Annotated in this window: 23 protein-coding genes and 1 riboswitch; of the genes, 10 read left to right on the top strand and 13 right to left on the bottom strand. The window is 68.2% G+C overall.

The window, feature by feature from the left end; translation table 11 throughout:
* Positions 1 to 48 precede the first annotated feature (48 nt).
* Both ABE485_RS00375 and ABE485_RS00370 read right to left on the bottom strand, forming a co-directional pair.
* Entirely contained in the window at positions 49 to 1,578 is a 1,530-nt protein-coding gene (locus tag ABE485_RS00375; RefSeq protein ID WP_346512665.1) for an ABC transporter ATP-binding protein, read from the bottom strand.
* The gene (locus ABE485_RS00370; protein WP_346512664.1) at positions 1,575 to 2,606 is read right to left on the bottom strand and encodes a BMP family protein; all 1,032 of its coding nucleotides are present in this window, start codon (positions 2,604 to 2,606) and stop codon (positions 1,575 to 1,577) included. The genes ABE485_RS00375 and ABE485_RS00370 overlap by 4 nt, the downstream gene beginning before the upstream one ends.
* Before the next feature lie 513 nt (positions 2,607 to 3,119).
* Between ABE485_RS00370 and ABE485_RS00365 the strand changes: the two genes are divergently transcribed.
* The 6 genes from ABE485_RS00365 to ABE485_RS00340 all read left to right on the top strand — a co-directional run bounded on the left by ABE485_RS00365 (position 3,120) and on the right by ABE485_RS00340 (position 7,617).
* Positions 3,120 to 4,034: a DedA family protein/thiosulfate sulfurtransferase GlpE gene (locus tag ABE485_RS00365; RefSeq protein ID WP_346512662.1), complete on the top strand. Its 915-nt coding sequence runs from the start codon at positions 3,120 to 3,122 to the stop codon at positions 4,032 to 4,034.
* A 114-nt stretch (positions 4,035 to 4,148) separates the two neighbouring features.
* On the top strand, positions 4,149 to 5,075 hold the full coding sequence (panE, locus tag ABE485_RS00360; RefSeq protein ID WP_346512661.1) for a 2-dehydropantoate 2-reductase: 927 nt from the start codon (positions 4,149 to 4,151) through the stop codon (positions 5,073 to 5,075).
* Between the two features lie 250 nt (positions 5,076 to 5,325).
* Complete coding sequence (locus ABE485_RS00355) at positions 5,326 to 5,937, top strand: NAD(P)-dependent oxidoreductase (protein ID WP_346512660.1); 612 nt, start codon at positions 5,326 to 5,328, stop codon at positions 5,935 to 5,937.
* Positions 5,938 to 6,075: 138 nt separating this feature from the next.
* Positions 6,076 to 6,534, top strand: coding sequence for a nuclear transport factor 2 family protein (locus ABE485_RS00350; protein WP_346512659.1), 459 nt, complete (start codon positions 6,076 to 6,078; stop codon positions 6,532 to 6,534).
* Between the two features lie 7 nt (positions 6,535 to 6,541).
* On the top strand, positions 6,542 to 7,105 hold the full coding sequence (locus ABE485_RS00345) for a flavin reductase family protein (RefSeq protein ID WP_346512657.1): 564 nt from the start codon (positions 6,542 to 6,544) through the stop codon (positions 7,103 to 7,105).
* Between the two features lie 5 nt (positions 7,106 to 7,110).
* Positions 7,111 to 7,617, top strand: a complete 507-nt coding sequence (locus ABE485_RS00340) for a nucleoside 2-deoxyribosyltransferase (RefSeq protein WP_346512656.1) — start codon at positions 7,111 to 7,113, stop codon at positions 7,615 to 7,617.
* Between the two features lie 24 nt (positions 7,618 to 7,641).
* On the opposite strand, the gene ABE485_RS00335 is transcribed toward ABE485_RS00340, so the two are convergent.
* A complete protein-coding gene (locus tag ABE485_RS00335) occupies positions 7,642 to 8,310 on the bottom strand; it encodes a TetR/AcrR family transcriptional regulator (RefSeq protein WP_346512655.1) in 669 nt (222 codons plus the stop codon).
* A 153-nt stretch (positions 8,311 to 8,463) separates the two neighbouring features.
* Between ABE485_RS00335 and ABE485_RS00330 the strand changes: the two genes are divergently transcribed.
* Complete coding sequence (locus ABE485_RS00330) at positions 8,464 to 9,663, top strand: arabinose transporter (protein ID WP_346512653.1); 1,200 nt, start codon at positions 8,464 to 8,466, stop codon at positions 9,661 to 9,663.
* Positions 9,664 to 9,727: 64 nt separating this feature from the next.
* Here ABE485_RS00330 and ribB read toward each other — a convergent pair whose 3' ends face one another.
* Together ribB and ABE485_RS00320 are read right to left on the bottom strand one after the other, a co-directional pair.
* Complete coding sequence (gene ribB, locus ABE485_RS00325; protein ID WP_346512652.1) at positions 9,728 to 10,447, bottom strand: 3,4-dihydroxy-2-butanone-4-phosphate synthase; 720 nt, start codon at positions 10,445 to 10,447, stop codon at positions 9,728 to 9,730.
* A gap of 111 nt (positions 10,448 to 10,558) precedes the next feature.
* Positions 10,559 to 10,713, bottom strand: a riboswitch (FMN riboswitch).
* 112 nt (positions 10,714 to 10,825) lie between these two features.
* On the bottom strand, positions 10,826 to 11,335 hold the full coding sequence (locus ABE485_RS00320; RefSeq protein WP_346512650.1) for an SET domain-containing protein: 510 nt from the start codon (positions 11,333 to 11,335) through the stop codon (positions 10,826 to 10,828).
* Positions 11,336 to 11,442: 107 nt separating this feature from the next.
* Between ABE485_RS00320 and ABE485_RS00315 the strand changes: the two genes are divergently transcribed.
* Positions 11,443 to 12,363: a bestrophin family protein gene (locus ABE485_RS00315; RefSeq protein ID WP_346512649.1), complete on the top strand. Its 921-nt coding sequence runs from the start codon at positions 11,443 to 11,445 to the stop codon at positions 12,361 to 12,363.
* Positions 12,364 to 12,389: 26 nt separating this feature from the next.
* Here the strand turns inward: ABE485_RS00315 and ABE485_RS00310 are convergent, their stop codons facing one another.
* Positions 12,390 to 12,860, bottom strand: coding sequence for an Lrp/AsnC family transcriptional regulator (locus tag ABE485_RS00310; RefSeq protein ID WP_346512648.1), 471 nt, complete (start codon positions 12,858 to 12,860; stop codon positions 12,390 to 12,392).
* 93 nt (positions 12,861 to 12,953) lie between these two features.
* On the opposite strand from ABE485_RS00310, the gene ilvB reads away from it, so the two are divergent.
* Entirely contained in the window at positions 12,954 to 14,780 is a 1,827-nt protein-coding gene (gene ilvB, locus ABE485_RS00305; protein ID WP_346512646.1) for a biosynthetic-type acetolactate synthase large subunit, read from the top strand.
* Between the two features lie 16 nt (positions 14,781 to 14,796).
* On the opposite strand, the gene ABE485_RS00300 is transcribed toward ilvB, so the two are convergent.
* The 5 genes from ABE485_RS00300 to ABE485_RS00280 form a co-directional block, all read right to left on the bottom strand.
* Entirely contained in the window at positions 14,797 to 15,576 is a 780-nt protein-coding gene (locus tag ABE485_RS00300; protein ID WP_346512645.1) for an SDR family oxidoreductase, read from the bottom strand.
* A 14-nt stretch (positions 15,577 to 15,590) separates the two neighbouring features.
* Positions 15,591 to 16,445 carry an ABC transporter permease gene (locus tag ABE485_RS00295; protein ID WP_346512644.1) on the bottom strand — a complete coding sequence of 285 codons (855 nt, stop codon included), beginning with the start codon at positions 16,443 to 16,445 and terminating at the stop codon, positions 15,591 to 15,593.
* 13 nt (positions 16,446 to 16,458) lie between these two features.
* A complete protein-coding gene (locus tag ABE485_RS00290) occupies positions 16,459 to 17,229 on the bottom strand; it encodes an ABC transporter ATP-binding protein (protein WP_346512643.1) in 771 nt (256 codons plus the stop codon).
* Positions 17,229 to 18,287 carry an ABC transporter substrate-binding protein gene (locus ABE485_RS00285; protein ID WP_346512642.1) on the bottom strand — a complete coding sequence of 353 codons (1,059 nt, stop codon included), beginning with the start codon at positions 18,285 to 18,287 and terminating at the stop codon, positions 17,229 to 17,231. Before ABE485_RS00285 ends, ABE485_RS00290 begins: the two co-directional genes overlap by 1 nt.
* A 118-nt stretch (positions 18,288 to 18,405) precedes the next feature.
* Positions 18,406 to 21,048 carry a DNA topoisomerase III gene (locus ABE485_RS00280; protein ID WP_346512641.1) on the bottom strand — a complete coding sequence of 881 codons (2,643 nt, stop codon included), beginning with the start codon at positions 21,046 to 21,048 and terminating at the stop codon, positions 18,406 to 18,408.
* Between the two features lie 62 nt (positions 21,049 to 21,110).
* Here ABE485_RS00280 and ABE485_RS00275 point away from each other — a divergent pair, with 62 nt between their 5' ends.
* Positions 21,111 to 23,738: a GDYXXLXY domain-containing protein gene (locus ABE485_RS00275; protein WP_346512639.1), complete on the top strand. Its 2,628-nt coding sequence runs from the start codon at positions 21,111 to 21,113 to the stop codon at positions 23,736 to 23,738.
* 24 nt (positions 23,739 to 23,762) lie between these two features.
* Here the strand turns inward: ABE485_RS00275 and gluQRS are convergent, their stop codons facing one another.
* Both gluQRS and ABE485_RS00265 read right to left on the bottom strand, forming a co-directional pair.
* Entirely contained in the window at positions 23,763 to 24,641 is an 879-nt protein-coding gene (gene gluQRS / locus ABE485_RS00270; protein ID WP_346512637.1) for a tRNA glutamyl-Q(34) synthetase GluQRS, read from the bottom strand.
* A 76-nt stretch (positions 24,642 to 24,717) separates the two neighbouring features.
* On the bottom strand, positions 24,718 to 25,176 hold the full coding sequence (locus ABE485_RS00265; protein ID WP_346512636.1) for a DUF494 family protein: 459 nt from the start codon (positions 25,174 to 25,176) through the stop codon (positions 24,718 to 24,720).
* Between the last annotated feature and the right edge of the window lie 229 nt (positions 25,177 to 25,405).

Genomic DNA, 25,405 nt, shown 5'->3' with positions numbered 1-25,405 from the left:
CGAGTGATGCTCAATAGTGAAGGTAGCCGCGCGCAACGGAACGGGCCGTCATGCGCGGGTTCCCGTCATGGCCAGGCCGACGGTGGCGGGTGTCCATTCAGCCACCGGCTTGACCGCGACAAGCTTGCCGCCGCACAGCACCGCGATGCGGTCGGCCAGCGCGAAGATTTCTTCCAGGTCCTCGGACACCAGCAGCACGCCAGCGCCGCGCGCGCGGGCCGCCAGCAGCTGCTCGCGCACATAGGCCACCGCGCCGATGTCCAGGCCCCAGGTGGGCTGGTCGGCCACGATGAAGCGGGGCTCGCGCGCCAGCGTGCGGCCCAGGATCAGTTTCTGCATGTTGCCGCCGGACAGGCTGCGCGTGCGCACGTCGAGCGAGGCGGCGCGCACGTCGAACTGTTTGGCCAGGGACGCCGCGTACGCCTTGCCCGCGCGGGCGCGGATCAGGCCGTAGCGCGCGAAGCGCTTGTCCTTCAGGTCCTCGACGATGGCGTTTTCCCACAAGGGGCTGTCGCCGATCATGCCTTCGCCGTGACGGTCCTCCGGGATGCGGCCCACGCGCGCCGCCGTCCAGCCGGCCGGCGTGGTCGGGGCCGCCGCGTGTTCCGGGCCCAGGCGGATCGTGCCGTCGGAGGGCTGGCGCAGGCCGGTCAGGACCGACACCAGCGCCTGCTGGCCGTTGCCGGCCACGCCGGCGATGGCCACGATCTCGTGCTTGTGGACCACCAGGTCCAGGCTGTCCAGGCGCGGCGCGCCTTCGCGTCCGTCGCGCACTGTCACCTGGGACAGGGTCACGACGGGGGAGGCCTGTTCGGCGGCCGCCACGGCCTCCACGCGCGGCATGACGACCTTGCGGCCCACCATCAGTTCCGCCAGTTCGGCGGGACTGGTGCCCGCGGTGTCGCGTTCGGCCACCAGCTTGCCTTGCCGCAGCACCGCCACGCGGCGAGACACGGCCATCACTTCGTCCAGCTTGTGCGAGATGAAGATGACGGCCAGGCCTTCGTCGACGAAGCCGCGCAGGGTGGCGAACAGGTCCTGCACTTCCTGCGGGGTAAGCACCGCGGTGGGTTCGTCCAGGATCAGGATGCGGGCGCCGCGGTACAGCGCCTTCAGGATTTCGACGCGCTGTTTTTCGCCGACGGACAGCGTGCCCACGCGCGCGTCCGGGTCCACGCCCAGGCCGAAGCGCTGGCCCAGTTCGACCAGGCGGCGGCGCGCCTGGCCGCGGCCCGAGGCCAGCTTCCAGAGCGATTCCGTGCCGACCATGATGTTGTCCAGCACGGTCAGGTTGTCGGCCAGCGTGAAGTGCTGGTGCACCATGCCGACGCCCGCCGCCAGCGCGGCGTCGGGCCGGCCGGCGGGCAGGGGCTTGCCGAAGACTTCGATACTGCCGGCGTCGGCCACGTAGTGGCCGAACAGGATCGACACCAGGGTCGATTTGCCGGCGCCGTTCTCGCCCAGCAAGGCCAACACTTCGCCCTGCCGGAGCGTAAGCGAGACATCATCGTTGGCCGTCAGGCTGCCGAAGCGTTTGGTGATCCCCGTCAGTTGCAGGGCGAGAGGCGCTTGGTTCATCGTGCCGAGGACTTGGGTTCTTTATCGTTGACCTTCACGGTGAAGCTGCCGTCCAGGATGGCCTTCTGCTTGGCCTCTACCTTGGCGATCAGCTCGGCCGGGATCTTCTGTTCGAACGTGCCCAGGGGCGCCAGCGACGAGCCCTTGTGCTTCATCAGCGAGTACTGGCCGTAGTCGTCGGCCTTGAACGTGCCGGCCTTGACCTGCTTGAGCGCCTCTTCGATGGTCGGCTCCATGCTCCACAGGGCCGAGGCCACGACGGTCTCGGGGTACTGCGGCTGCGTGTCGATCACGTTGCCGATGGCGAGCTTGCCGCGTTCCTTGGCGGCATCCGACACGCCGAAGCGTTCGGCGTACAGCACGTCCGCGCCCTTGTCGATCATGGCGAAGGCGGCTTCCTTGGCCTTGGGGGGATCGAACCACGAGGCGATGAAGGTCACGGTGAACTCGGCCTTCGGGTTCACTTCCTTGGCGCCTTCGATGAAGGCCTGCATCAGGCGGTTCACTTCGGGGATGGGATAGCCGCCGACCAGGCCGATCTTGCCGGTCTTGCTCATGCCGCCGGCGATCATGCCGGTCAGGTAGGCCGGTTCCTGGATGTAGTTGTCGAACACCGAGAAATTCGGCTGCTGCGGCTTGCCCGAGGAGCCCATCAGGAAGGCGGTCTGCGGATAGTCCTTGGCGACCTTGCGGGCCGCGGCTTCAACCGCGAAGGCCTCGCCCACGATCAGCTTGTTGCCCTGCTCCGCGTACTGGCGCATGACGCGCTCGTAGTCGGCGTTGGTGACATTTTCCGAGAAGGTGTAGTCGATCTCGCCGCGGTTGCGCGCGGCGGAGAGCGCAATGTGGATGCGCGACACCCATTGCTGCTCGACCGGCACCGTGTAAATGGCGGCGACCTTGATCTTGGCGGGGGCCTGGGCTTGCGCCGCGCCCGAGAACAGCAGCGCGCCGGCGGCCGCGGCAGCCAGCTTGAGCAGGCCGCGGCGGGCGATGCCGCCAACGGACGACGAGGAAAGGGATTTCATGCGGGTGACTCCTACGCGGGGAAGGAAAGGTAAAGGAGATGTCGGAGACGGGGCGGCCGCGGCAGCGGCGCGGGCAGGTCCCGGGAAGACGCGAACGCCATCGACGCCTGGTTCACGGTTGCGGCCGCCGGCAGGCATGCCGGGGCGAGCAGTCGGAAACGGGGGCGTGGGATCGGTCATCGGATGGAAGCGCCAGGAGGCGCACCCGTCCGAATGGTGGGGTTCGCAGCCTGTCCTGGCGAAGCAATTTGTATGCCACGGGGCATTCCTGCGACAAGTCGGGGAAACCTGATGGACGGGCAGGATTATAGGCACCCTCGCGGGGAACCGCGGCACCAGCATGGTGCGCGCCGTCCCGATAGGTGGACGGTGCGATCCGCCGGCGCGTCCGGACGGTGCGCGGATGGAACGGACCGTTGCCGCGCGGCGGGCAGGGTCTATGGCCCCGGCGCGCAGCCGCGCGCCTAAAATTCCGCCCATGAGCCGCGCGTGGCGCGGCAAGCGGAAAGACCTATGCAAGATATTCAATTGCTGCTCGAACAGTACGGCGGGTGGCTGGTGTTCGCCAACGTCCTGATCGAGCAGGCCGGCCTGCCGGTGCCCGCCTACCCCATGATCATCGCGGCGGGCGCTTTGGGGGGCGCGGCCGGCTGGCTCGTGCCCCTGCTGGCCGCCACGGCCGCGTGCATCCTGGCCGACAGCCTCTGGTATTGCGCGGGGCGGCGCTATGGCTCGCGGCTGCTGGGCGTGGTCTGCAAGCTTTCCCTGTCGCAGGACTCGTGCATCCGGCAGACGCAGCGCCTGTACCTGCGGATCGGCGTGCGCGCGCTGCTGGTCTGCAAATTCCTGCCCGGGGCCGGCGCGCTGTCCACGGTCATGGCGGGCCTGACCGGAACCCCCTACCGCCGCTTCTTCCTCTATGACCTGGCGGGCGCCCTGATCTGGGTGGGTTCCGCCCTGCTGCTGGGCGGGCTGTTCCACAGCGTGGTCAACGACGTGATCGAGATTCTGGGCACCTACGGTGCAATGGGCCTGGGCGTGCTGGCGGCGGTGCTGGCCCTCTACATCGTGGCGCGCTTCCTGCGCCGCCGGATCCTGCTGCGCAGCCTGCGCGTCATCCCGCGCCTGTCGGTCGACGAGCTGATGCAGTGGCGCCAGGACGGACGCGACGCGCTGGTCTTCGACGTGCGGCCGGAGGCCATGCGCGATGCGGCGCGCATCCCGGGCGCGGTGCCCGTCGACCTGAAGCAGCCCCTGCCCTCGCTGGACCCCGGCGCGCTGGACTCCGACATCGTGGTGTATTGCGCCTGCCCGAACGAAGTGTCGGCCGCGCTCCTGGCGTCGCGGCTGCGCGCGGCCGGATACCGCAAGACCTGGGCGCTGCGGGGCGGCTATGACGCCTGGGCCGAACGCGAGCCGCAGGGCTGATCCGGCGTCCGGCGCGTGGGCGCGGCGGCCGCGGGCGGTGCGCCGCCCTCGGTCCAGGGCGCATAATTCTCCCATCGGCCCGCGCCCGACGCGGGCAGCCAACAGGAGACAGGCATGCGGTTGTTGTTCTTGGGCGCCGGCGGCACCGGCGGATACTTTGGCGGACGCGCCGCGCAGGCGGGCGCGGACGTGACGTTCCTGGTGCGCGAACCGCGCGCCGCGCGGATCCGCGAACACGGGTTGCGCATCCAGAGCCCGCTGGGCGACGCCACGCTGCATCCCAAGCTGGTCACGCAGCAGACCCTGCAGGACAGCTACGACGTGGTCGTGCTCAGCTGCAAGGCGTATGACCTGGACAGCGCCATCGACGCCATCCGCCCGGCCGTGGGGCCCGATACCGCAGTGCTGCCCATCATGAATGGCGTGCTGCAGTACGACGTGCTGGACCGGGAGTTCGAGCCGCACCGCGTGCTGGGCGGCCTGTGCCAGATCAACGCGACGCTCGGCCCCGAAGGTGAAGTGGTCCATCTGGGCAAGCACGCCAATATCGTGTTCGGCGAGCGCGCCGGCCCGGCCCGCAGCGCGCGCTGCGTCGCGCTGGAGCAGGCGCTGGCCGGCGGCGAGTACGTCAGCCGCCTCAGCGAGAGCATCCACCAGGACATCTGGGAAAAGTACGTCATGCTGACGACGCTGGCCGCCGCCACCTGCCTGATGCGCGGCGCCATCGGCCAGATCGCGTCCACCGACGACGGCACGGACATCCTGCTCAGCCTGTTGCAGGAGTCGCAGGCCGTCGCGGCGGCATCGGGCCATGCGGTGCGGCCCGAGGCGGACGCCGCCGTGCAAAAACTGCTGAGCGACCGCAGCCAGCCCATGACCGCGTCCATGTTCCGGGACCTGCGCCAGGGCCTGCCGGTGGAAGCGGACCACATCGTGGGCGACATGGTCCGACGCGCCCGCACGCTGGGCGTCGACGCCACCTACCTGCGCGTCGCGTATTCGCACCTGCAGGTCTATCAGGCGCAGCGCGCCGCCGGTTGAGCGGCCGCCCGCGGCCCTGTTCAAGCGGGGCCGCCGGGCGCACACTGGCAAAGGGCGGCCCGCGCGTCGCGCCGGTCCGCCTCGCCGGTCCGATCCCGCCTTATTGGTGCATGAATTGCAAAAAACTCTTCCGGTTTTCCGGGTTTTTTGATCGGATTTGACCGAATAGTATGGCTTTGCCTGAGCCGCAACCCGCGCCGCCGCACTGTGCGGCGGACCGTTACGGCCCAATCCTTCAAGGAGCAAGACCATGAAAATCGCATTGATCGGAATCACCGGCCGCGTGGGTTCGCGGGTGGCGGACGAGTTGCTCAAGCGCGGCCACCAGGTGACCGGCATCGCCCGCAACCCGGCCGAGGTGAATGCCCAGCCGGGCCTGACCGTCAAGCAGGGCGACGCCACCGATCCCGAAGGGCTGACCCCGCTGCTGGCCGGCCACGATGCCGTGATCAGCGCCACGCGCTTTGTCTCGACCGACGCCAAGCCGCTGCTGGCCGCCGTGAAGAACGCAGGCGTGCCGCGTCTGCTGGTGGTGGGCGGCGCGGGCAGCCTGCTGGTGGCCCCCGGCAAGATGCTGATCGACACCCCCGAATTCCCGGATGCCTACAAGCCCGAAGCGCGGGCTGGCGTCGTGTTCCTGGACACGCTGCGCCAGGAAAAGGTGCTGAACTGGACCTTCCTGTCGCCGTCGGCGCTGTTCGAGCCGGGCGAGCGCACGGCCAGCTTCCGCGTGGGCGACGACCACCTGCTGGCGGACGAGGAAGGCAAGAGCTGGATCTCGATGGAAGACTACGCCATCGCGCTGGCCGACGAGGTCGAGACGCCCCGGCATTCGCGCCGCCGCTACACGGTGGGCTACTGACACCGCCAATCCGGCCCCGTAGTCCAGGTCGAGGGCGCCCGTCAAGGGCGCTTTTTCCGTCTGTGCAACCGGGCCGGAATCCCCGGTTTGTTTGTAAACTGGCAGGCCGCCAGTCGGCGCTATCCTGAGTTGTCCCGTATGCGTATGAAGTGGAAATCATTGGCCGCCTGTGTGCTGGTCGCCTCCAGTTGCCTGGCGGCCGCGCCGGCGCTTGCGGCCGCGCCCCAGTCGAACAAGGAAGTCGCCGTGGCGTTCTTCCAGATGATGTTCCAGGAGCGCGACGCCGAAGAAGCCGTGCGCCGCTATATCGGGCCGAACTACACGCAGCACAATCCCTACATGCGCGACGGCGTCGGGCCCATGCTGGATTTCTTTCCACGCTACTTCGAGCAGCATCCGCAAGCCATCGTCGAGATCAAGCGTGTGATCGCCGAGGGCGATCTGGTGATGATCCACAACCTGTGGCGCGATTCGCCGGAAGACCGCGGCCAGGCCGTGGTCGACATCTTCCGCGTCGAAAACGGCAAGATCGTCGAACACTGGGACGTGAGCCAGGAGATTCCCGAGAACCCCGCCAACAAGAACGGCATGTTCTGAGCGCGCCATGATCGAACCCGTCGACCTGCCGCGCGCCTATCTGCTTCTGAACCACGGCCCCACCGTGCTGGTCACCAGCGCGCACGGCGATGCGCGCAACGTGATGGCGGCCGCCTGGGCCATGCCCCTGGATTTCAGTCCGCCCAAGATGCTGGTGGTGGTGGACAAGAACACGTACACGCGCGAACTGATCGAGGCCTCGGGCGAGTTCGCGCTGTGCATCCCGTCGCGGGCGCAGACGCGCGCGACGATGCTGGTGGGTTCGCACTCCGGCCGCGACGAAGACAAGTTCCAGGCCAGCGGCCTGTCCACCTTCGCGGCCAGCAAGATCGGCGCGCCGCTCATCAGCGACTGCCTCGGCTGGCTGGAATGCAAGGTCGTCCCCGAGCCGCACAACCAGCAGGCCTATGACCTGTTCATCGGCGAGGTCGTGGCGGCCTGGGCGGCGCCGGAAGTGTTCTCCGGCAATCGCTGGCACTTCCCCGACGACCAGCGCCGTTCGGTGCACTACCTGGCCGGCGGATCCTTCTTCGCCACCGGCGAAGCCTTCAACGTTTCCGAGCCGGAGTAAGGTCCATGCGCAGCGTCTATCTGGCGGGTTCCGATGTCTTTCTGCCCGATGCCGCGGCGCATGGCGAACGGCTCAAGACCCTGTGCGCCACCTACGGGTTCGAGGGCCTGTTCCCGCTGGACAACGCGGCGCCGGACGGCCTGACGGGCCAGGCGCTCGCGCAGTGGATCTATCGCGCGAACGTGGCGCTGATACGCCGCGCCGACATGGTGATGGCGAACCTCAATCCTTTCCGCGGCGCCGAACCCGATTCGGGCACGGCGTTCGAGGTCGGCTACGCCATCGCCTGCGGCAAGCCGGTCTGGGGCTACACCAGCCAGGCCGGGTCGCTGATCGACCAGGTGGCCGTGGGGGCGGCGGCGGACGACGGCGTGTCCCGCATGGTGGACGCCCAGGGCCACACCGTCGAGGACTTCGGCCTGAATTTGAACCTGATGCTGGCATGCAGCGCGCGCATCGTGACGGGCGGCCCCGCCGACTGCCTGGCCAGCATGGCCCGCGCGCCCGCGTAAGGGCGTGCGCCAGGCGCGCGCGGGCTATGCCTTCCTTGCGGCGCCAGCGGCGCGGGCGGCCTTGCGCGGCGCCGCGTTGGCCGGTGCGCCCAGGTATCCCATCACCGCATCCACCACGGCCCCTTCGAGCTGCTTCGGCGTGAAACCCGCCGGCGGCTCCAGCGCCGCCGCGTGCACCAGCGATTCCATGATGCGCAGCACCACATAGGTCGCCAGGTCGCGGTCCTGCTGCGCGATCTCGGCGCGGTGCAGCTCCAGCAGATGCCGCATGCGGCGGTGAATGTCCTGGTCGGCGCGGCTGTGCTCGTGCGGCTGGTCAAAGAGCGGAAACTCCCGTTCCAGCACCCGGTGCAGCGCCGGCTCCAGCAGATGGGCGTGCAACATCGCCTGCACGATCGCGCCCACGCGTTCACGCAGGGTGGCGGCGGGATTGCCGTTCAGCACGTCGTCGATGACGTCCAGCATCTGGTTGTCGTGCCGGTCGTGCAGCGCGGCGATCAGCGCGTTCTTGTTGGGAAAGTACTGATAAAGCGACCCCACGCTTACGCCCGCCGTTTCCGCGATCAGGTTGGTGTTGGTGCCGGCATAGCCGTGCGTGGCCAGAACGCGAGCCGTGGCCTGCAGAATGGTGTCGACGGTGTGCTGGGATCTGAGCTGGCGCGGCGATTTCCGGGGCTGTGGGATGGCGGTCATGGGTGTGGCGAAAGGCGAGTATCAAACGTGAGCAACGGCTCATAAAATTTGCGGCAGGCAGTCTGACTTGTTTCCCCCCGCTTTGGGCGGATTATGCCATCGCCGGATTGCGCGGCGGCGCGGGACTGCCCCACACCCTTTCAAGGACTCACCATGTCGAACTCTTCGGCGGCCGGGGCTATGCCCGCGGCCCAGGGAGCCGTGCGCTCCGTGTTTTTGCGAATACTGCCTTTGACGCTGGCGGTATTCATCGGATTTTTCATGATCGGCCTGCCCATGCCCGTACTGCCCTTGTATGTGGACGGAACGCTGGCGATGGGCGCCCTCGCGGTCGGAGTTGTCGCGGGATTGCAATTCGCCGCGGCCCTGTTGTCGCGCGCCGGCGCCGGGGCGATGGCCGACCGCCAAGGCCCCAAGCGCGCGATGGCCTGCGGACTTCTTCTTGGGGCCGTCGCGGGCCTGTTCTACCTGCTGGCCGATGGGCTGGCGGACCGGCCTGCCGCGGCGTTCGCCGCCCTGCTGGCTGGCCGCGCCGTGATGGGATGCGCGGAAAGCCTGATCGTCACCGGCGCGCTGAGCTGGGGCGTGGGGCTGGCGGGGCCGCAGAATTCGGGCCGCGTCATGGCGTGGGTGGGCGTGGCGATCTACGCCGCCTTTGCCCTCGGCGCGCCCGCCGGGATGCGGCTGTACGGCGCCGCCGGGTTCGCGGGCATCGCGGCGGCCACCGTGCTGATCCCCCTGGCGGCGCTGGCGCTGGTTCTGCCGCTGCGCGCGCCGCAAGGCGCGGGCGGCGTTCGTCCGCCCTTTTACCGCGTCCTGGGCATGGTCTGGCTGCCCGGCCTGGGATTGGCCTTGTCCAGCGTGGGGTTCGGGATGATCACCGGCTTCGTGAGCCTGTTCTTTGGCGAGCGCGGCTGGGACGGCGCGGCGTGGATGTTCACGGCGTTCGGGGCGGGCTTCATCCTGGCGCGGGTGTTCTTCGCGGGCCTGCCGGACCGCCTGGGCGGCGCGCGGGTCGCGTTGGCCTGCGTGCTGATCGAAGCCGCCGGCCAGTGGCTGATCTGGGGCAGCGCGTCGCCCGGCTGGGCGTTCGTGGGCGCCATGCTCACCGGCGCCGGCTACTCGCTGGCGTTTCCGGCCTTCGGCGTGGAGGCCGTGCGCCGCGTGCCTGCGGCAAGCCGCGGCACGGCCATGGGCGCGTACGTCGCCTTCCTGGACGTGGCGTTGGGATTGGGCAGCCCGGCGGCAGGCTGGCTGGCGGGCTTTCGCGGGTATGGCGCGGTTTTCGCACTGGGCGGAACCTGCGCCCTGGCGGCCGTGGCTGTGGGCTTGGCGCTGCGAGGCAAGCGCTGAAGGTGCCGGCTGATGGTGTGGGCGCCCCGCGCACCGCGCGGGGCCCCCACCCGTCCGATCCAGATCAGACGGTGGCCGCCATTTCCAGGACTTCGTCATCGATGGCCTCGGCCTGGCCGTCCTTCAGCTTCTGCAGGTGGTCGGCCAGTTCCGCGATGGTCAGGGCCACCAGGCCGTGCTGCGCGGCGTAGCGCTCGAGCGCCGCGCCGCGCATCATCGTGCCGTCGGCATTCATGAGTTCGCACAGCACGCCGGCGGGGCGCAGGCCGGCCAGGACGGCCAGGTCCACCGACCCTTCCGTGTGGCCGCGGCGCGTCAGCACGCCGCCGGCCTGGGCGCGCAGCGGGAACACGTGGCCCGGGCTGACGATGTCGTCGGCCTGCGCCGTCGGCGAGATGGCTGCGCGGATGGTGGTGACGCGATCCACGGCCGACACGCCGGTGCTGACGCCTTCGCGGGCTTCGATCGACACGGTGAAGGCCGTGGCGAACCGGCTCTGGTTGCGCTGGACCATGGGGGCCAGTTGCAGATGATCCAGGGTTTCGCCGGGCAGGCAGAGGCAGACGATGCCGCTGCCGTCGCGGATCAGCTGGGCCATGACGGGCACGGTCAGCTTGTCGGCGGCGACGATCAGGTCGGCTTCGTTCTCGCGGTCGAAGTCGTCCATGAGGATGACGGGCCGGCCCAGGCGCAGATGATGCAGCGCGCGCTGCAAACGGGCGGCGAAGGGCTGCGACGCAAGGCTGGGGATGGGGGACTGCTGGGTAAGGGCAACGTTGGACATTGAAACGCTCTCGCAAGTTAAAGGGGCGAAAAACGTTTCAGGGCTAATCGACAGCCGAACGCAATACGGCCTGACGGGCGCAGGCGCGCCCGATCAGCCGAATATGTGCCGGCACATCTTCTCTCATCCGGACTATGACCGTCGGCCCTGGCATTTCACCAGGTCTGCTGACCCCGGTTTCCAGGAAGGAAGCCGGGCGCTCGCGGGCTCGCCACATTGCATGGCATACCGCCGGTGGGGAATTGCACCCCGCCCTGAAGACGTACTGCATGTCGTGTTAACGACCGGTCGATTGTACGCCTGTCCGGACGGACGGATTGAATATGCTTATTGCAGTTGTGGTCTTCGGAAAATGGGAGACCGGCCCCTCAAAGGCCTTCAGGCCGGCTTGGCGGGTTGGGCCTTTTTGGCCTTTTTCGCCGGCAGCGCCAGCATCGTGCCGCGGCAGGGCGGCGTGCCGCAGAGGCAGCGGTAGCCTTCCTTGAGCGCCTTGGTGATGCGTCCGTCCAGGACCAGGCCGTAGTCGTACGACAGTTCCGTGCCGCGCGGGATGTCCTGCAGCGCGACGATGTAGACGCGCTTGCCGTGCTTTCCTTCCTGGGCCTCGCAGTTGGGCTGGCAGGAATGGTTGATCCAGCGCGCGTCGTTGCCCTGGTCGCCGCCGTCGATCACGCGGCCGGTGCTGAGCGCGAAGAAGAAGGTGTGGAAGGGATCGTCCGGATTGGTGGGGTGGCGGCGGTCGGCTTCCTTGGCGCTGATGCGTTCGCCGCCGTATTCGATGATGCGCGTGCCCGCGGGAATCTTGCGGGCGGCGAAGACGCCGTTGCCGTGCAGCTTGGAGCGGCGAACGACATGCCAGGGCTTGATCGGGGTGTCTTCGTTGGTCATTGAGCGTGGAGTGTGGCGGTGAGACGAAACAGAATTATATCGGCGGCTTTTTTGCGCGAGGACAGGCGTATAGTGAGCGCCGCCTTGTCCCTCGCTTGATATTTATCATGATCGTCCGTCCGCGTCCCTCCGCGCTGGCTCTGTTCTTTGTACTGCGTGGTTCCATCATCCCGCGCATCCTCAGCAGGATCATTGTCATCACGCTGCTGTCCTGCGTGGTGGTGTGGATGTACCACCGCCAATGGTTCTCGCCGGCGCACCTGACCGCGGTGCCCTTCTCGCTCTTCGGGCTGGCCTTGTCGGTCTTCATGGGCTTTCGCAACAACGTCTGCTACGACCGCTGGTGGGAGGCCCGCAAGCAATGGGGCGACCTGATCGTGCAGGCGCGCAGCCTGGCGCGCGAAAGTGCCGTGCTGCTGGCCGCCAGCACCGCCAATCCCGTGCAGGAACGGCTGGTGCGCCGCTGCATCGGTTTCGGCTACGGCCTGGCGGCGCGCCTGCGCGGGCAGGACATGGTCGACGCCGTGCGCCCCTGGGTGCAGCAGGACGAGCTGGACACGCTGGCCGGCTGCCGCAACGTGCCCGACGCCCTGCTCATGGCGATCAACCGCGACCTGGCGGCCTGCCTGCGCCGCGGCGAAATCAGCGACATCCTGTACCAGGGCCTGACCCAGCGCGTGGCGCAATGCGCCGCGATCCAGGCCGCCTGTGAACGCATCAAGTTCACGCCCTGTCCGTTCGCGTATTCCCTCTTGTTGCACCGTACGGCGTGGCTGTTCTGCCTGCTGCTGCCGTTCGGCCTGGTGGGCACGCTGGAAGTCCTGACCCCGGTGGCGGTCACCATCGTGGCCTACACCTTCTTCGGCCTGGACGCCCTGGGCGATGAACTTGAAGACCCGTTCGGCGCGGACGAGAATGACCTGCCGCTGTCGGCGCTGGCCCGGGTGATCGAGATCGACTTGCTCGAGGGCCTGGGCGTGCGGCCCCTGCCGGAGCCCGCCGTCCCGGTCGACTTCGTGCTGCGCTAGCGCGGCCGGCAGCGCCCGGGGGCGGCTCAGCCTTGCGGGCCGGTCAGGGGCAGCTTGGTTTCCTTCAGCCGGCGCAGCACGAAGCAGGATTTGCTGTGCCGGATGCCCGGGATCCGATAGAGCTGTTCGCGCAGCAGGCGTTCGTAATCGCGGGTGTCGCGCACGGCGATGCGGATGTAATAGTCGTAGTCGCCCGACACCAGGAACGCTTCCAGCACCTCGGGGATCTGCGCCAGCGCGCGGCCGAACTCGTACAGCGTTTCCTCGCTGTGGCTTTCCAGGGTCACATGGACGATGACGGTGTCCATGAAACCCAGGCTGGCCGGATCGATATCCACGGTGTAGCCGCGGATCACCCCGGCGCTCTCCATGCGCTTGATGCGGTTCCAGCATGGCGTGGACGACAGGCCGACCGCCGCGCCGATGTCGTTCAGGCTGGCGCGCGCGTTGTCCTGCAGCACCTTCAGGATGGCCAGATCAAACTTGTCCAGGTTCATTTTCTTTGATTCCTCGAGATCAAAGATAAATTTACTGCTTCCAGCGGTAATTCGTGGAAAAGAAGATAAAAATTCTTCGGGTCTACGAATAAGATGGATAGCATGAACGATCGCCTGCACCCCACCGCCGCCGCCGCGCTTGCCGCCACCGAATGTCCCCCTGCAAACGGGGCCAAGATTCTGCTCGACACGCTGATTGCGCACGGCGTGGATACGGTTTTCGGGTATCCGGGGGGCGCCGTCCTGCCGCTGTATGACGCGTTGTACGCCGAGCCCCGCCTGCGTCACGTGCTGGTCCGCCACGAGCAGGCCGCCGTGCATGCCGCCGAGGGCTATGCCCGGACCACCGGCCGCACGGGCGTGGTGTTCGTCACGTCCGGCCCCGGCATGGCCAACACCACGTCGGGCCTGCTGGACGCCATGTGCGATTCGATCCCGGTGCTCTGCATCAGCGGCCAGGTCGCCACGGCGGCCATCGGCACCGACGCCTTCCAGGAATGCGACGCCATCGGCATCTCGCGTTCCGTGACCAAGTGGAACACCCAGATCCGCGCCGTCGATGACGTTGCCGGCGTGGTGTCGCGCGCTTTCGAACTGACCCGCCAGGGCCGTCCCGGCCCGGTGCTGGTGGACTTTCCCAAGGACGTGCAACTGGCCTCGCCGCGCGACGACGGCGACGACGGGCTGGGCCTGCCGTCGCAGCAGAAGCTGGCTGCGCTGCGCGCGCGGCGCCAGTCGGGCAAGCTGGCGCCCAAGTTGCCGCAGTCGGCCGTGCGCCGGGCGGCGGCGCTGATCGCCCAGGCCAGGCGGCCCATCTTCTACGGCGGCGGCGGGCTGGTGAACGCCGGGCCCGAGGCCTGCGAGGCATTCACGGACCTGGTGCGCCATGCGGGCGCACCCTGCACGCTGACCCTGATGGGCCTGGGCGCCTTCCCGGCCTCCGACCCCCTGTTCGTCGGCATGCTGGGCATGCACGGCACGGTCGAGGCCAACCTGGCGATGCACAACGCGGACCTGGTGGTGTGCATCGGCGCCCGCTTCGACGACCGCATCACCGGCAAGCTGTCCGAATTCTGCCCCTACGCCCGCAAGATCCATATCGACATCGATCCCGCGTCGATCAACAAGGTGGTGCGCGTGGACGTGGCGCTGGTGGGCGATTGCCTGCCGCTGGTGCGCGCGCTGCGCGCCGAACTGGGCGACGCCCCGCTGGAGCCGGCGCGGCTGGCGCCCTGGTTCAAGCGCATCGATGCCTGGCGCGCGCAGGACTGCCTGGGCTTTGAGCCCGCGGCCGACGCCATCCTGCCCCAGCACCTGATGTCGCGCCTGAACGCCGCGCTGGCGGACCGGGACGCCATCGTCTCCACCGACGTGGGCCAGCACCAGATGTGGGCCGCGCAGTATCTGCGCTTCGACCGGCCGAACCGCTGGCTGACCTCGGGCGGCGCGGGCACCATGGGCTACGGCGTGCCCGCCGCCATCGGCGCGCAGGTGGCGCATCCCGACAAGACGGTGGTCTGCGTCAGCGGCGATGCGTCGGTGCTGATGAACATCCAGGAACTGTCCACCGCCATGCAGCACCAGACCCCCGTGAAGGTCGTGCTGTGCAACAACGGCTACATGGGCATGGTGCGCCAGTGGCAGGAACTGATCCATGGCGGGCGCTACAGCCACAGCTACAACGCGTCGCTGCCGGATTTCGTGGCGCTGGCCCGCGCCTTCGGCTGGGGCGCGGCGCGGGTGGAAGACCCGGCCATGCTGGATGCCGCGCTGGCCGAATGCCTGGCGCACGACGGGCCCTATTTCCTGGATGTGGCTGTCAGCGCGCAGGAGAACTGCTTTCCGATGATGCCCGCCGGGCATGGGCATCAGAAGATGATGCTGGCCGAAGGCGTGTGGTACCAGGACGAGACGACCTGAGCGGCGCGGCGGGTCTTCAGAATTGGATCGACAGCCCGCCGTCCACCACCAGCACGTGGCCGTTCACGTAGGACGCCGCGGGGGACGCCAGGAACACGGCGGCGCCCGCGATCTCTTCGGGTTCGCCCCAGCGGCCGGTCGGGTTGCGCGCGGCGATGCGCGGTCCGAATTGCGGGTCCGCAACCATGTCCGCGTTGGTTTCGGTGGCGAAGGTGCCCGGCGCGATGGCGTTGCTGGTGATGTGGTGCCCGCCGAATTCCGCCGCCAGCGCACGCACCATGCCGGTCAGGCCCTGCTTGGCGGCGGGATAGACCGCGTCGCCCGCGCGCGCCAGTTCACCCACCACCGACGTGATCGCGATCAGGCGCCCGCCGCCCTGGCGCATCATGCGTTCGGCGGCGTACTTGGCCAGCAGCATGCCGGCCACCAGATCGGTGTCGATCAGCTCGCGGATTTCAGCGGGGCTGGTGTTGCGCAGCGTCTTGCGGTTGCGCGCGCCCACGTTGTTGACCAGGACGTCCAGGCGGCCATGCTCGTCGTCGATGCGGCGGAAGGCCGCTTCCATGGCCGCATCGTCGCTGACGTCGAACGGCAGCGGGTGCGCGTCCAGGCCCGCGCCGGCCAGTTCCGCCACGGCGTCCGCGACGGCGCCGGCGTTGCGCCCGTTGATCAGCACGCGCGCGCCGCAGCCCGCCAGTGCCCGCGCGATGCAGAAGCCCAGCCCGCGGGCCGAGCCGGTCACCAGCGCCACCTGCCCGGTGAGGTCGAAGTTGCGCAGATACGGTAGTGTCGTCATCAATCCGGTTCCGTTCATTCCCTGAATTCCGGCGCCCAGTGCAGAAGGCGCCGTTCCAGCCATGTCACACAATAAACCAGCGCGATGCCGACGATGGACAGCAGCGTCACCGCCGCAAACATGTCGGTGGCGTTCAGGGTCGCCAGCGCGGTGATCATCAGGTAGCCCATTCCCGTGGTGGAGCCCACGAACTCCGCCAGCACCACGCCGATCAGCGCGAAGCTGATGGCGTTGGGCAGCGCCGCGAAGGTCCAGGCCGCGGCGGTGGGGATGCGCACGCGCCACAGGATCTGGCGCGGCGACCCGCCCAGCGTCCGGCAGAAGTCGACGAGTTCGCGCTCCACGCTGCGCCCGCCCTTGTAGGTGTTGAAGAACACCAGGAAGAACACCACGAACCACGACGTGACCACCTTGGACGCCAGGCCCAGCCCGAAGAACATGGTGATGAGCGGCACGAAGGCGATCCGCGGCATGGAGTTGAACGCCACGATGAAGGGGTTGAAGACGTCGGCCAGGAAGCGGCTGCGGCTGAGCGTCATCCCGACCACGAAGCCGCTGCCCACGCCCACCACCAGGCCGACCATGGTGGCCTGCAGCGTCAGCCACAAATGCGGCCAGACGGAGCGCGGCCCGGGCTGCAGCCATTCCCACAGCCGGGCGGCCACGCGCGACGGCTGGCTGATGAAGAAGGGATCGAACAGCGTGTTCTGCGTGAACCAGGGAATGCGCGTGAGCGTTTCCCAGGAGCCCAGGATGAGGGCGAGGATCAGGACCTGCCACAGGGTGATGCGCAGCCGGCGCGCGACGCCGGCGCGGCGGTCCAGCCGCAGCTGGTCCTGCAGGGAATCGGAGGTTTCAGTCGGAATCATGGCGCGGGGGAAATCAGGCGGCGGCGCGGAACTGCTGGCCCAGCACGCTCCAGAGGCTTTGCACGTGGGAGACGAACTGCGGCGTTTCGCGCAGCGTGAAGACATCGCGCGGATGCGGAATCCGGATGCGCTCGTCCAGCAGCACCCGGCTGGGCGGGCCGGACAGCACCACCACGCGGTCTGACAGCAGGATGGCTTCGTCCAGGTCGTGCGTGACCATCACGACCGTCTGGCCCAGCTTGCGCCAGATTTCCATGAGCTCGCGGTGCAGGTGCGTCTTGGTGTGCGTGTCCAGCGCGCCGAAGGGCTCGTCCAGCAGCAGGATGCGCGGTTCCACCGCCAGGCTCATCAAGAGCGCCACGCGCCGCCGCATGCCGCCGGACAACTGGTGCGGAAAGGCGTCGGCGAACGCGCTGAGATGGCCCAGTTCCAGCAGCTGCGCCACGCGGCGCTCGATCCTGTCGGCGGGCACGCCCTGGAACTTCAGGCCCAGCGCCACGTTCTTCCTGACGCTGAACCAGGGCAACAGCGTGTCCTTCTGGAAGATGTAGCCCAGCGCCGGCGGCACCTGCCCGTCCACGACGCGGCCGCCCACGACGATCGAGCCCGTGGTGGGGCGCAGGAAGCCCGCGATCATGTTCAGCAGCGTGCTCTTGCCGCAGCCCGAGGGGCCGACGATGGAGACGAACTCGCCTTCCTGGATCGCGAGGCTGACCTCGCCCACCGCGTGCGTGGTGCCCTGGCGCGACTGGTACGCCTTGCCCACCTTGTCCAGCGTGATCATCAGAGGCCCCGGGCTTTGCGCACGAAGCTCATGTTCACGCACTTGGCATAGGGTACGGTCTTGATCTCGTCGTTGGAGAACTGGCGGCCGTCGCCCATGATGGCCGTCATGCGGTTGTACGCGTCCTCGGTGATGATGTTGTCCTTGAGGAACACCGTTTCTTTGTAGACGCCCAGGGTCTTTTCGATGGCCGCGCGCGGGAACGCGCTGAGGAAATCGTCGTAGATGGCGTCGGTAATGGCCGCCGCGCTGTTGGCGGTGATGAAGTCCTGCGCCTTGACCATGGCGGTGACGAAGGCCTGCACGACCTCGGGGCGCTTCTGGATGGTGTCTTGCAGCGTCAGCGCGGCGATGCCCGGGACGTCGCCGCCCATGAACTCGTTCCACGAGCTTTCGGTGGTGGCGTCGAAAATGGGCACGCCCCAGCCTTCCTGGCGGGCCTGCTCCATCATGGACATGGTGGCCATGCTGGCGGCCACCGAGCCGGTCTTGAGCGCGCCCAGCATGGTTGCCAGGTCGCCCAGGGGACGGATGTCGACCTTGTCGGCCACGCCGGCCTTCTGCATCAGGTAGAGCGCCATCAGCCAGGTGCTGGACTGCGGCTGGGTGGCGCCCACGCGCTTGCCGGCCAGGTCTTTCAGCGACTTGATCTTGCCGCTTTCGAAGTCTTCGCGGCGCACGATGACGTTGGCGTAGGTGAGCTTGCGGTCAAAGCCGAACACCAGCGCGGCGGGCTTGCCCGCGATCGTCAATGCCGGCGCGGCCGTGGCCGCGGTGGCGCCGAACGCGATCTGGCCGGCGGCCAGCAGCTGGTTGGTGCGCGGGCCGCTCTGCGAATTCAGGTACTCGACCTCCAGGCCGCCTTCACCGAAGAAACCCTTTTTCAGCGCCACGTAGCCGGCCGCGAAAAAAGGGTCAATGCTGCCCTGGCCGTAGACGACCTTGCCCAGCCGGGGCTGCGCGAACGCGACGCGGCCATTGAGCAGGCCGATGCCGGCGAAGGCGGACGCAGCGGCCAGCACGCGGCGGCGGGTGGTGAAATCGGAGCTACGGGTCATGTCGTCCTCGGTGTGATTGGGTTGCAGCTGTTTGGCGTAAACAATACCCCAGCGACTGCCGACCAACAATGGAAAACGCCCGGTTTCCCGGGCGTTGAGAATGGCGGCGCGTATCAGGCTATGCCGCGGTCTTCTTGGGCGCGGCCTTCTTCACGGCCTTCTTGGCGGCCGTTTTGGTGGCTGTCTTGGTGGCCGTCTTCGTGGCGGTTTTCTTCACCGCGGCCTTCTTGGCCGGCGCCTTCTTCGCGGCGGTCTTGGTCGCGGTCTTTGCCGCCGTCTTGGCCGGTGCACGGGCACGGCCGGGCTTTTCAGGACGCGGCTCGAACTCGAAGCCGATCTTGCCGTCGGGCTGGCGCACCAGGAAGGCCTTGAACTTGCGGTTGGTGCGGCTGGAGACGAAGCCGTCGAGCAGGTCGGTGCGGCCGTCGGTCAGCAGCTTGGCCATCTGCTCGCGCGAGATCTCCTGCTGCAGGATGACCTTGCCCGAGCGGAAGTCGCAGGATTTTTCGGGGCCGACGGACTTTTCGCAGACGTAGCTCATGCCGTGCTCGAACACGCGCGACTGGCACTTCGGGCAGGATCCCACCGGCGTGTGGCCGGAGAAGTCCACTGCTTCGTTGTCGTCTTCGTCGTTCTGGCCGAAGTCGAATTCCAGCTTGTATTCATCGCTGATGCGCAGGATGGCCGCGAAAGGCCGGCCCATCTTGCTGATGAAGCCTTGCAGCGGACCGAGCTCGCGCTTGGCCAGCAGTTCTTCGACTTCCGGCAGTTCGAACGTGCGGCCGCCCGGGTGCTTGCCGATGGAAAAGTCGCAGGCGGTGCAGGCGTAGCGGCGGTAGTTTTCCTTCACGACGCTGCCGCACTTGGGGCACGGCGTCTGCAGCGTGGCGTAGTCGCCGGGCACGGTGTCGCGCTCGTATTCCTTGGCGCGCTTGACGATGACCTGCGTCATCTGCGCGATCTCGCGCATGAACGCTTCGCGTCCCAGCCCGCCCTGTTCGATCTGCTTGAGCTTGTGCTCCCATTCGCCGGTAAGTTCGGGCGAAGTCAGTTCGGTGACGTCCAGGCCCGACAGCAGGGTCATCAGCTGGCGCGCCTTGGCGGTGGGCACCAGGTCGCGGCCTTCGCGGCGCAGGTAGACCTCGTTGAGCAGGCCTTCGATGATCGCCGCGCGCGTGGCCGGGGTGCCCAGGCCGCGCTCGGACATGGCCTCGCGCAGCTCTTCGTCGTCCACCAGCTTGCCCGCGCCTTCCATGGCCGACAGCAGCGTGCCTTCGTTGAAGCGCGCCGGCGGCTTGGTCGACAGGCCGATGGCTTCGACGTCCTCGGTGCGCACGGTCTCGCCGTCCGCCACGGGCACCAGGTTGGCGTCCTCGCCCTGTGCTTCCTTGCCGTACACGGCCAGCCAGCCCGGGGTGACCAGCACCTTGCCGTCGGTGCGGAAGCGATGCCCCTGCACTTCGGTCAGGCGGGTGGTGACGCGGTATTCCGCGGGCGGGAAGAACACCGCCAGGAAACGCTTGAGCACCAGGTCGTACAGCTTGGCCTCGGCCTCGCTCAGGTCATGCGGGATCTGCAGCGTGGGGATGATGGCAAAGTGGTCCGACACCTTCTTGTTGTCGAAGATGCGGCGGTTCGGCTTGACCCATTGCTGGCTGGCGACGGTTTCCGCGTGGCGCGACAGGCCGCCCACGGCGTTGGAGCCGCCCTTGGCCAGCGCGCGCATGGTTTCCTGGACCGTGCCGATGTAGTCCTCGGGCAGGTAGCGGGAATCGGTACGCGGATAGGTCAGCGCCTTGTGGCGTTCGTACAGGGTCTGCGCCAGCGCCAGCGTGGTCTTGGCGGAAAAGCCGAAGCGGCCGTTGGCCTCGCGCTGCAGGGACGTCAGGTCGTACAGGGCCGGCGACATCTGGGTCGACGGCTTGGATTCCTCGGTGACGCTGCCGGGCTGCTCGCGGCAGGCGGCCACGACGCTTTGCGCGGCGGCGGCCGACCACAGGCGGGATTCGCGCTTTTCGGGATCGCGGTCGTCTTTCTTGAACTGCGGGTCGATCCAGCGGCCTTCGTACAGGCCGGCGGCCGCGACGAAGGTGGCGCGGACTTCCCAGTAGTCGCGCGGCACGAAGCGGCGGATGCGCTCTTCGCGCTCGGCCACGATGGCGAGCGTGGGCGTTTGCACCCGGCCGACCGGGGTCTTGAAGAAGCCGCCGTCCTTGCTGTTGAAGGCGGTCATGGCGCGCGTGCCGTTGATGCCCACCAGCCAGTCGGCCTCGGCGCGCGAGCGGGCAGCCGCTTCCAGCGGCTTCAACTGGGCGTCGTCGCGCAGGTTGGCGAAGGCTTCGCGGATGGCGGCCTGCGTCATCGACTGCAGCCACAGGCGCTGGATGGGCTTCTTCACGCCCGCATACTGAATGATGTAGCGGAAGATCAGTTCGCCTTCGCGCCCGGCGTCACAGGCGTTGATGATGGAGTCCACGTCCTTGCGCTTGGCCAGGCGGACCAGCAGCTTGAGGCGTTCGGCGGACTTCTTGTCGGTCGGGCCCAGTTCGAATTCCGGCGGAATCACGGGCAGGTGCGTGAAGCTCCACTTCCCCTTGACCGGATCGTTGGGCGCGACCAAGCTGAGCAAATGGCCGATGCTGGAAGCGAGCACGTAACGTTCGCTTTCAAAATAGTCGCCCTCGCGCGCGAAGCCTCCCAAGGCGCGTGATATATCAAGGGCCACCGAGGGCTTCTCGGCAATAATCAGCGTTTTATTCATGTGTATCCAGTGGCGGTAGTCCCGCCTTAGTAGCGCGGATAATAAGATCGGAGATTCGCCAGATGCAAGTCGGCACTGAAAGACAAGCGGGATCCGAACTGCACGCTTGGCGTCAATTTCTGGCGCGAAGCACCCTGTGGCTAGGCGTTTTGCTGCTGGGCAGCGCCGCGGTCTGCTGGGTTGCCGCCAACTGGCAGGACATGACCAAAATGCAGCGTTTCGCCGGGGCGCAGGGGCTTTTGGCCATCTGTGCGCTGGCTGCCGCGTGGGCCGGGCTGCGTCTGCGGGACCGTCCCGGCGTGCGGCGCAGCATACCCGGCGCGCTGCTGGCGCTGGCCGGCATCCTGCTGGGCGCCCTGCTCGCGCTTCTGGGCCAAACTTACCAGACCGGCGCCGACACCTGGGAATTGTTCGCCTGGTGGGCGCTGCTGCTGCTGCCCTGGGCGCTGGCCGCGGGCAGCCAGGCCGTCTGGTTGCTGTGGGCGCTGGTCCTGAATCTTGCGGCCGCGCTGTGGCTGGGCGAACGCGTGTTCAGCTGGATGATGATCTTCGGCGGTCCGGGCGTGCCCAGCCTGTTCATGGCCGCCCTGAACCTGCTCCTGCTGCTGGGCTGGGAGCTGGCCGCGCGGCGCTGGCGGGCCAGCACGGTCTTCGGCCCGCGCATCCTGGCCGCGATTGCGATCAGCGTGCTGGTGCTGGCCCTGATGTTCGGCGACTTCATCCTGCGCGGACTGGGCACCTACAACGGCATCGCCTGGGTGGCCGCCACGCTGGGTCTGGGTCTTTATTATCAGCGGGGCCGGCGCGACCTGGTCATCCTAGCCATGCTCGCCGCCGGCGTCATCTGCGTGTCGCTGCGCGTGGTGGGCGAATGGCTGTGGCGGCTGGAGCCCGGCGTCTGGGCGACCCTGCCCCTGGCCGCGCTGCTCATGGCCGAGGCCGTCCTGGCGGCGCGCTGGCTGCGCAGCCTGGGCGAAGACGCCTCGCCCGTCGCGCTGCCCGCGGATGCCGAACCGGCCGGCGCATCGGCCGGCAATGCGGTGGACCCCGCCGACTCCGGAGCGCCGGTGGCGCAGCTTGCGCCTGCCGGGGTGCCGCGGGCCGAGCCCCCTTGGTACGTGCAGTGCCTGCTGGGACTGAGCGCCTGGCTGGCGACGCTGCTGCTGCTGGTGTTCGTGGCGTTTTCGGGCTTCATCACCTCCGAGGGCGGCGCGCTGGTGGCCGGGCTGGTGCTGTGCGCGGCCGGCGTGGCGGTGCTGCGCAGCGACGCGGGCCCCTTCTGGCGGCAATGCGGCACGGCCATGGCGTTTGCCGGGCAGATCCTCATCATCTTCGGCCTGTCCAGTTCCACCTCGTTCGCCAGCGCGAGCTTCTTCGTGCTGCTGATGGCGGCCGTCGTCTATGCGCTGGGCCCCGACGTGATCCTGCGCTTTCTCAGCGGCCTGCTGATCGCCCTGGCGGGCGCGGCGCTGATCTGGCGGGGGCTGTCGCCCGACCTCATGCAGGACGACCTGATGGACGCCTGGATGCGCTTTGACGCGACGCGCGCCACGTTCCTGTGGCTGCCCATCGGCGTGATCGGCGCGTGGGCCACCGCGGTCATCATCACGGTCAGCCACCGCGTGGGCGCCCGGCGCGGCCACGCCTTGCAGCCGCTGGCCTGGGCCTTCCTGCTGTCCGTCCAGGGCATGGTGTGGCTGGCCAGCGGCATTTCCGCCACGCAATTGCCCGCCATCTGGCAGCTCACGCCGCACACCACCATCCTGATCGTGGCCGGCGCGCTGCTGCCGGCGGCGGCGGCCCTGGCCGTGCTGTGGCCGCGACGCCGCGTGCTGACGGGCGGTGTCACCTGGGGCGTGCCGATCGGCCTGCTGCTGCTGTCGCTGTTCTGGCTGCCCAGCCCGGGCGTGGCGTTCGCGCTGGCCTGGCTGCTGCTGGGCTTCGGCCTTAACCAGTCGCGCGTCATGGTCTTCGGCGTGGCCAGCCTGCTGGCGTATCTGGGCGTCTATTACTACCAGCTGGAACTGCCGCTGCTGCAGAAGGCCCTCTGGCTGGGCGGGGCCGCGCTGCTGCTCTTCGTGCTGCGGGCCGCGGTGTGGCTCGTGCCCCGCCTGATGCGCACGCAGGCGCCGGCCAAGGCCCGTGTCATGCCGCCCGTGTCCGGCGCCCTGCGCTGGCGCACGCTGGCGATCCTGGGCGGACTGGCGCTGGTGCTGGTGGTGGCCAACGGCGGCATCTGGCAGCGCGAAAAGCTGCTGGCCTCCGGCAAGGTCGTCATCCTGGAACTGGCGCCGGTGGATCCCCGGTCCCTGATGCAGGGCGACTACATGGCCCTGAACTTTGCGGCGGGCCGCGAAGTGACGCGCCTGCGCCTGGGCGGCGGCAATGCGGCAGAACAGGAATCCGTCATGGGCTATGAGCCCGACGGCTACGTGCTGCTGGCGCCGGACGCGCGCGGCGTGGCGCAGCCCGTGCGCATCCAGCCGGAGGTCCATCCGCATGCCGAAGGCGAAGTGCCGCTGCGCTACCGCGTGCGCGACAACGGCGTGCGCATCGTCACCAATGCGTATTTCTTCCCCGAAGGCCAGGCCGAGCGCTATCAGGTCGCCAAGTACGGCGAACTGCGCGTGGCGGAGAACGGCGAAGCCTTGCTGGTCAGGATGCTGGGGGCGGATCTGCAGCCGCTGTAAGGCGCGGCCGCGTCTTTGAAGCGGTCAGCGGGGAAACCGCGCGGCCCATCGCGCAGTCGCCTCGCGCAGGAACGGCCCGATGCCGTCGGCGGCGAAGGGCGGGAATCCCAGGGCGCTCCAGGCGGCCTCCAGAGCCCGCAGGGGCGCGTTGGTGTCGATGGGCGGGGCACCGTTCTGCTTGGACAGTTTCAGGCCGCTGGAGGCGTCCAGGATCAGCGGCACGTGCATGTAGCGCAGCTCGGGCAGGTCCAGCAGGCGGCCCAGCACCCGCTGGCGGGCCGTCGAGCTGAGCAGGTCCGCGCCCCGGACCACGTCCGTCACGCCCTGCGCGGCGTCGTCCACCACCACGGCCAGCTGGTAGGCCCACAGCCCATCCGCCCGCCGCAGCGCAAAATCGCCCACCGCCTGCGCCACGTCCTGCTCCTGGGGGCCCAGCCAGCGGTCCACGAAGTGTTCCACGCCATCCGGCACACGCAGGCGCCAGGCGCGCGCCTGGCGCCCTTCGGGCAGGCCGTGGCGGCAGGTGCCGGGATAGGGTCGTTCGCCGTCGGCGCCGGGCGCGGTCTGGCCGCGCAGCGCGGAATCGGCGATTTCCCGCCGCGTGCAGCCGCAGCCGTAGATCAGGCCCAGCGCGGCAAGCGCGTCGAACGCGGCCTGATAGGCGTCATTGCGGCGGGATTGCCAGATGATGTCGCCGTCCCACGAAAGGCCCAGCGCTTCAAGCTGCGCCATGATGACCTGCGCCGCGCCGGGCACCGTGCGCGGGGTGTCCACGTCTTCGATGCGCAGCAGCCAGCGTCCGTTCTGCGCGCGCGCATCCAGCCAGCTCGCCAGGGCGGTCGCGAGCGAGCCCGCATGCAGCGGGCCGCTGGGACTGGGGGCGAAGCGGCCGACGTAATTCAAGGGATCGGATGAAAAACCAAGCCCGCGCGGGGCGCGGGCAAGAGGAACGGTGTATGCCCGGACGGGCGGCGTACGCTCAATGCAGCAGGCGTCCGCCTTCTTCGTCGAGCAGTTCTTCCAGCACCAGATTGTCGATCTCGGCCTCCTGGCTCCAGAGGACCATGAGGGCGATGATCTTGATCTTGGCGAGCGGCACGGGCGTTTCCGGCGAAGCCAGGCCGCGGTCGATGACGATTTCGCGCAACGGGGCGGGCAGCACGCCGGCCGATTCCAGGAAGGCGATGAAGCCGATGGATTCGGTGCCGAGCTGCTGGTATTCGTTGTCGGTGTAGATCCGGGTTCCGGACGTGGGCGCCTGGGCCAGATCGACGCACCGTTCGGTGGTTTCGGCCAGCCCGTACAGCCAGCCTAGCGCGTCGTCGATGTCTTCGTGCTCGAAACCGGCGGCGGCGAGCCGCTTGGCGAGCACATCGGCAGCAGGACAGGCTTGCGGCGTGTAGTAATTCTCGAACAGATAAACCAGGATATCGAACATATGGCGCAGTTTTGTGCCTGTTTGCACAGTCGGCCCGCAGATCGGCAGACCAGCAAACATGAATTTTACTTTACGCTGATTTATTTTGCCGGGCAACCGGCGAAAAGGCGGAATGTTGTATGGCGTCACCTTGCGGCAACAGGCGTCCATCCTCGGTCGAAATGCTGACAAAATGCATGGTTCAGGAAAAAGGGGCGGACCTTGCGGGTACCGCCCCTTTTTTTGCCCG

Source organism: Achromobacter spanius (genome assembly GCF_039673305.1).
GTDB lineage: Bacteria > Pseudomonadota > Gammaproteobacteria > Burkholderiales > Burkholderiaceae_B > Achromobacter > Achromobacter spanius_F.
The sequence above is the reverse complement of the archived record's forward strand: the minus strand, read 5'-3'. Positions and strand labels throughout refer to the sequence as shown.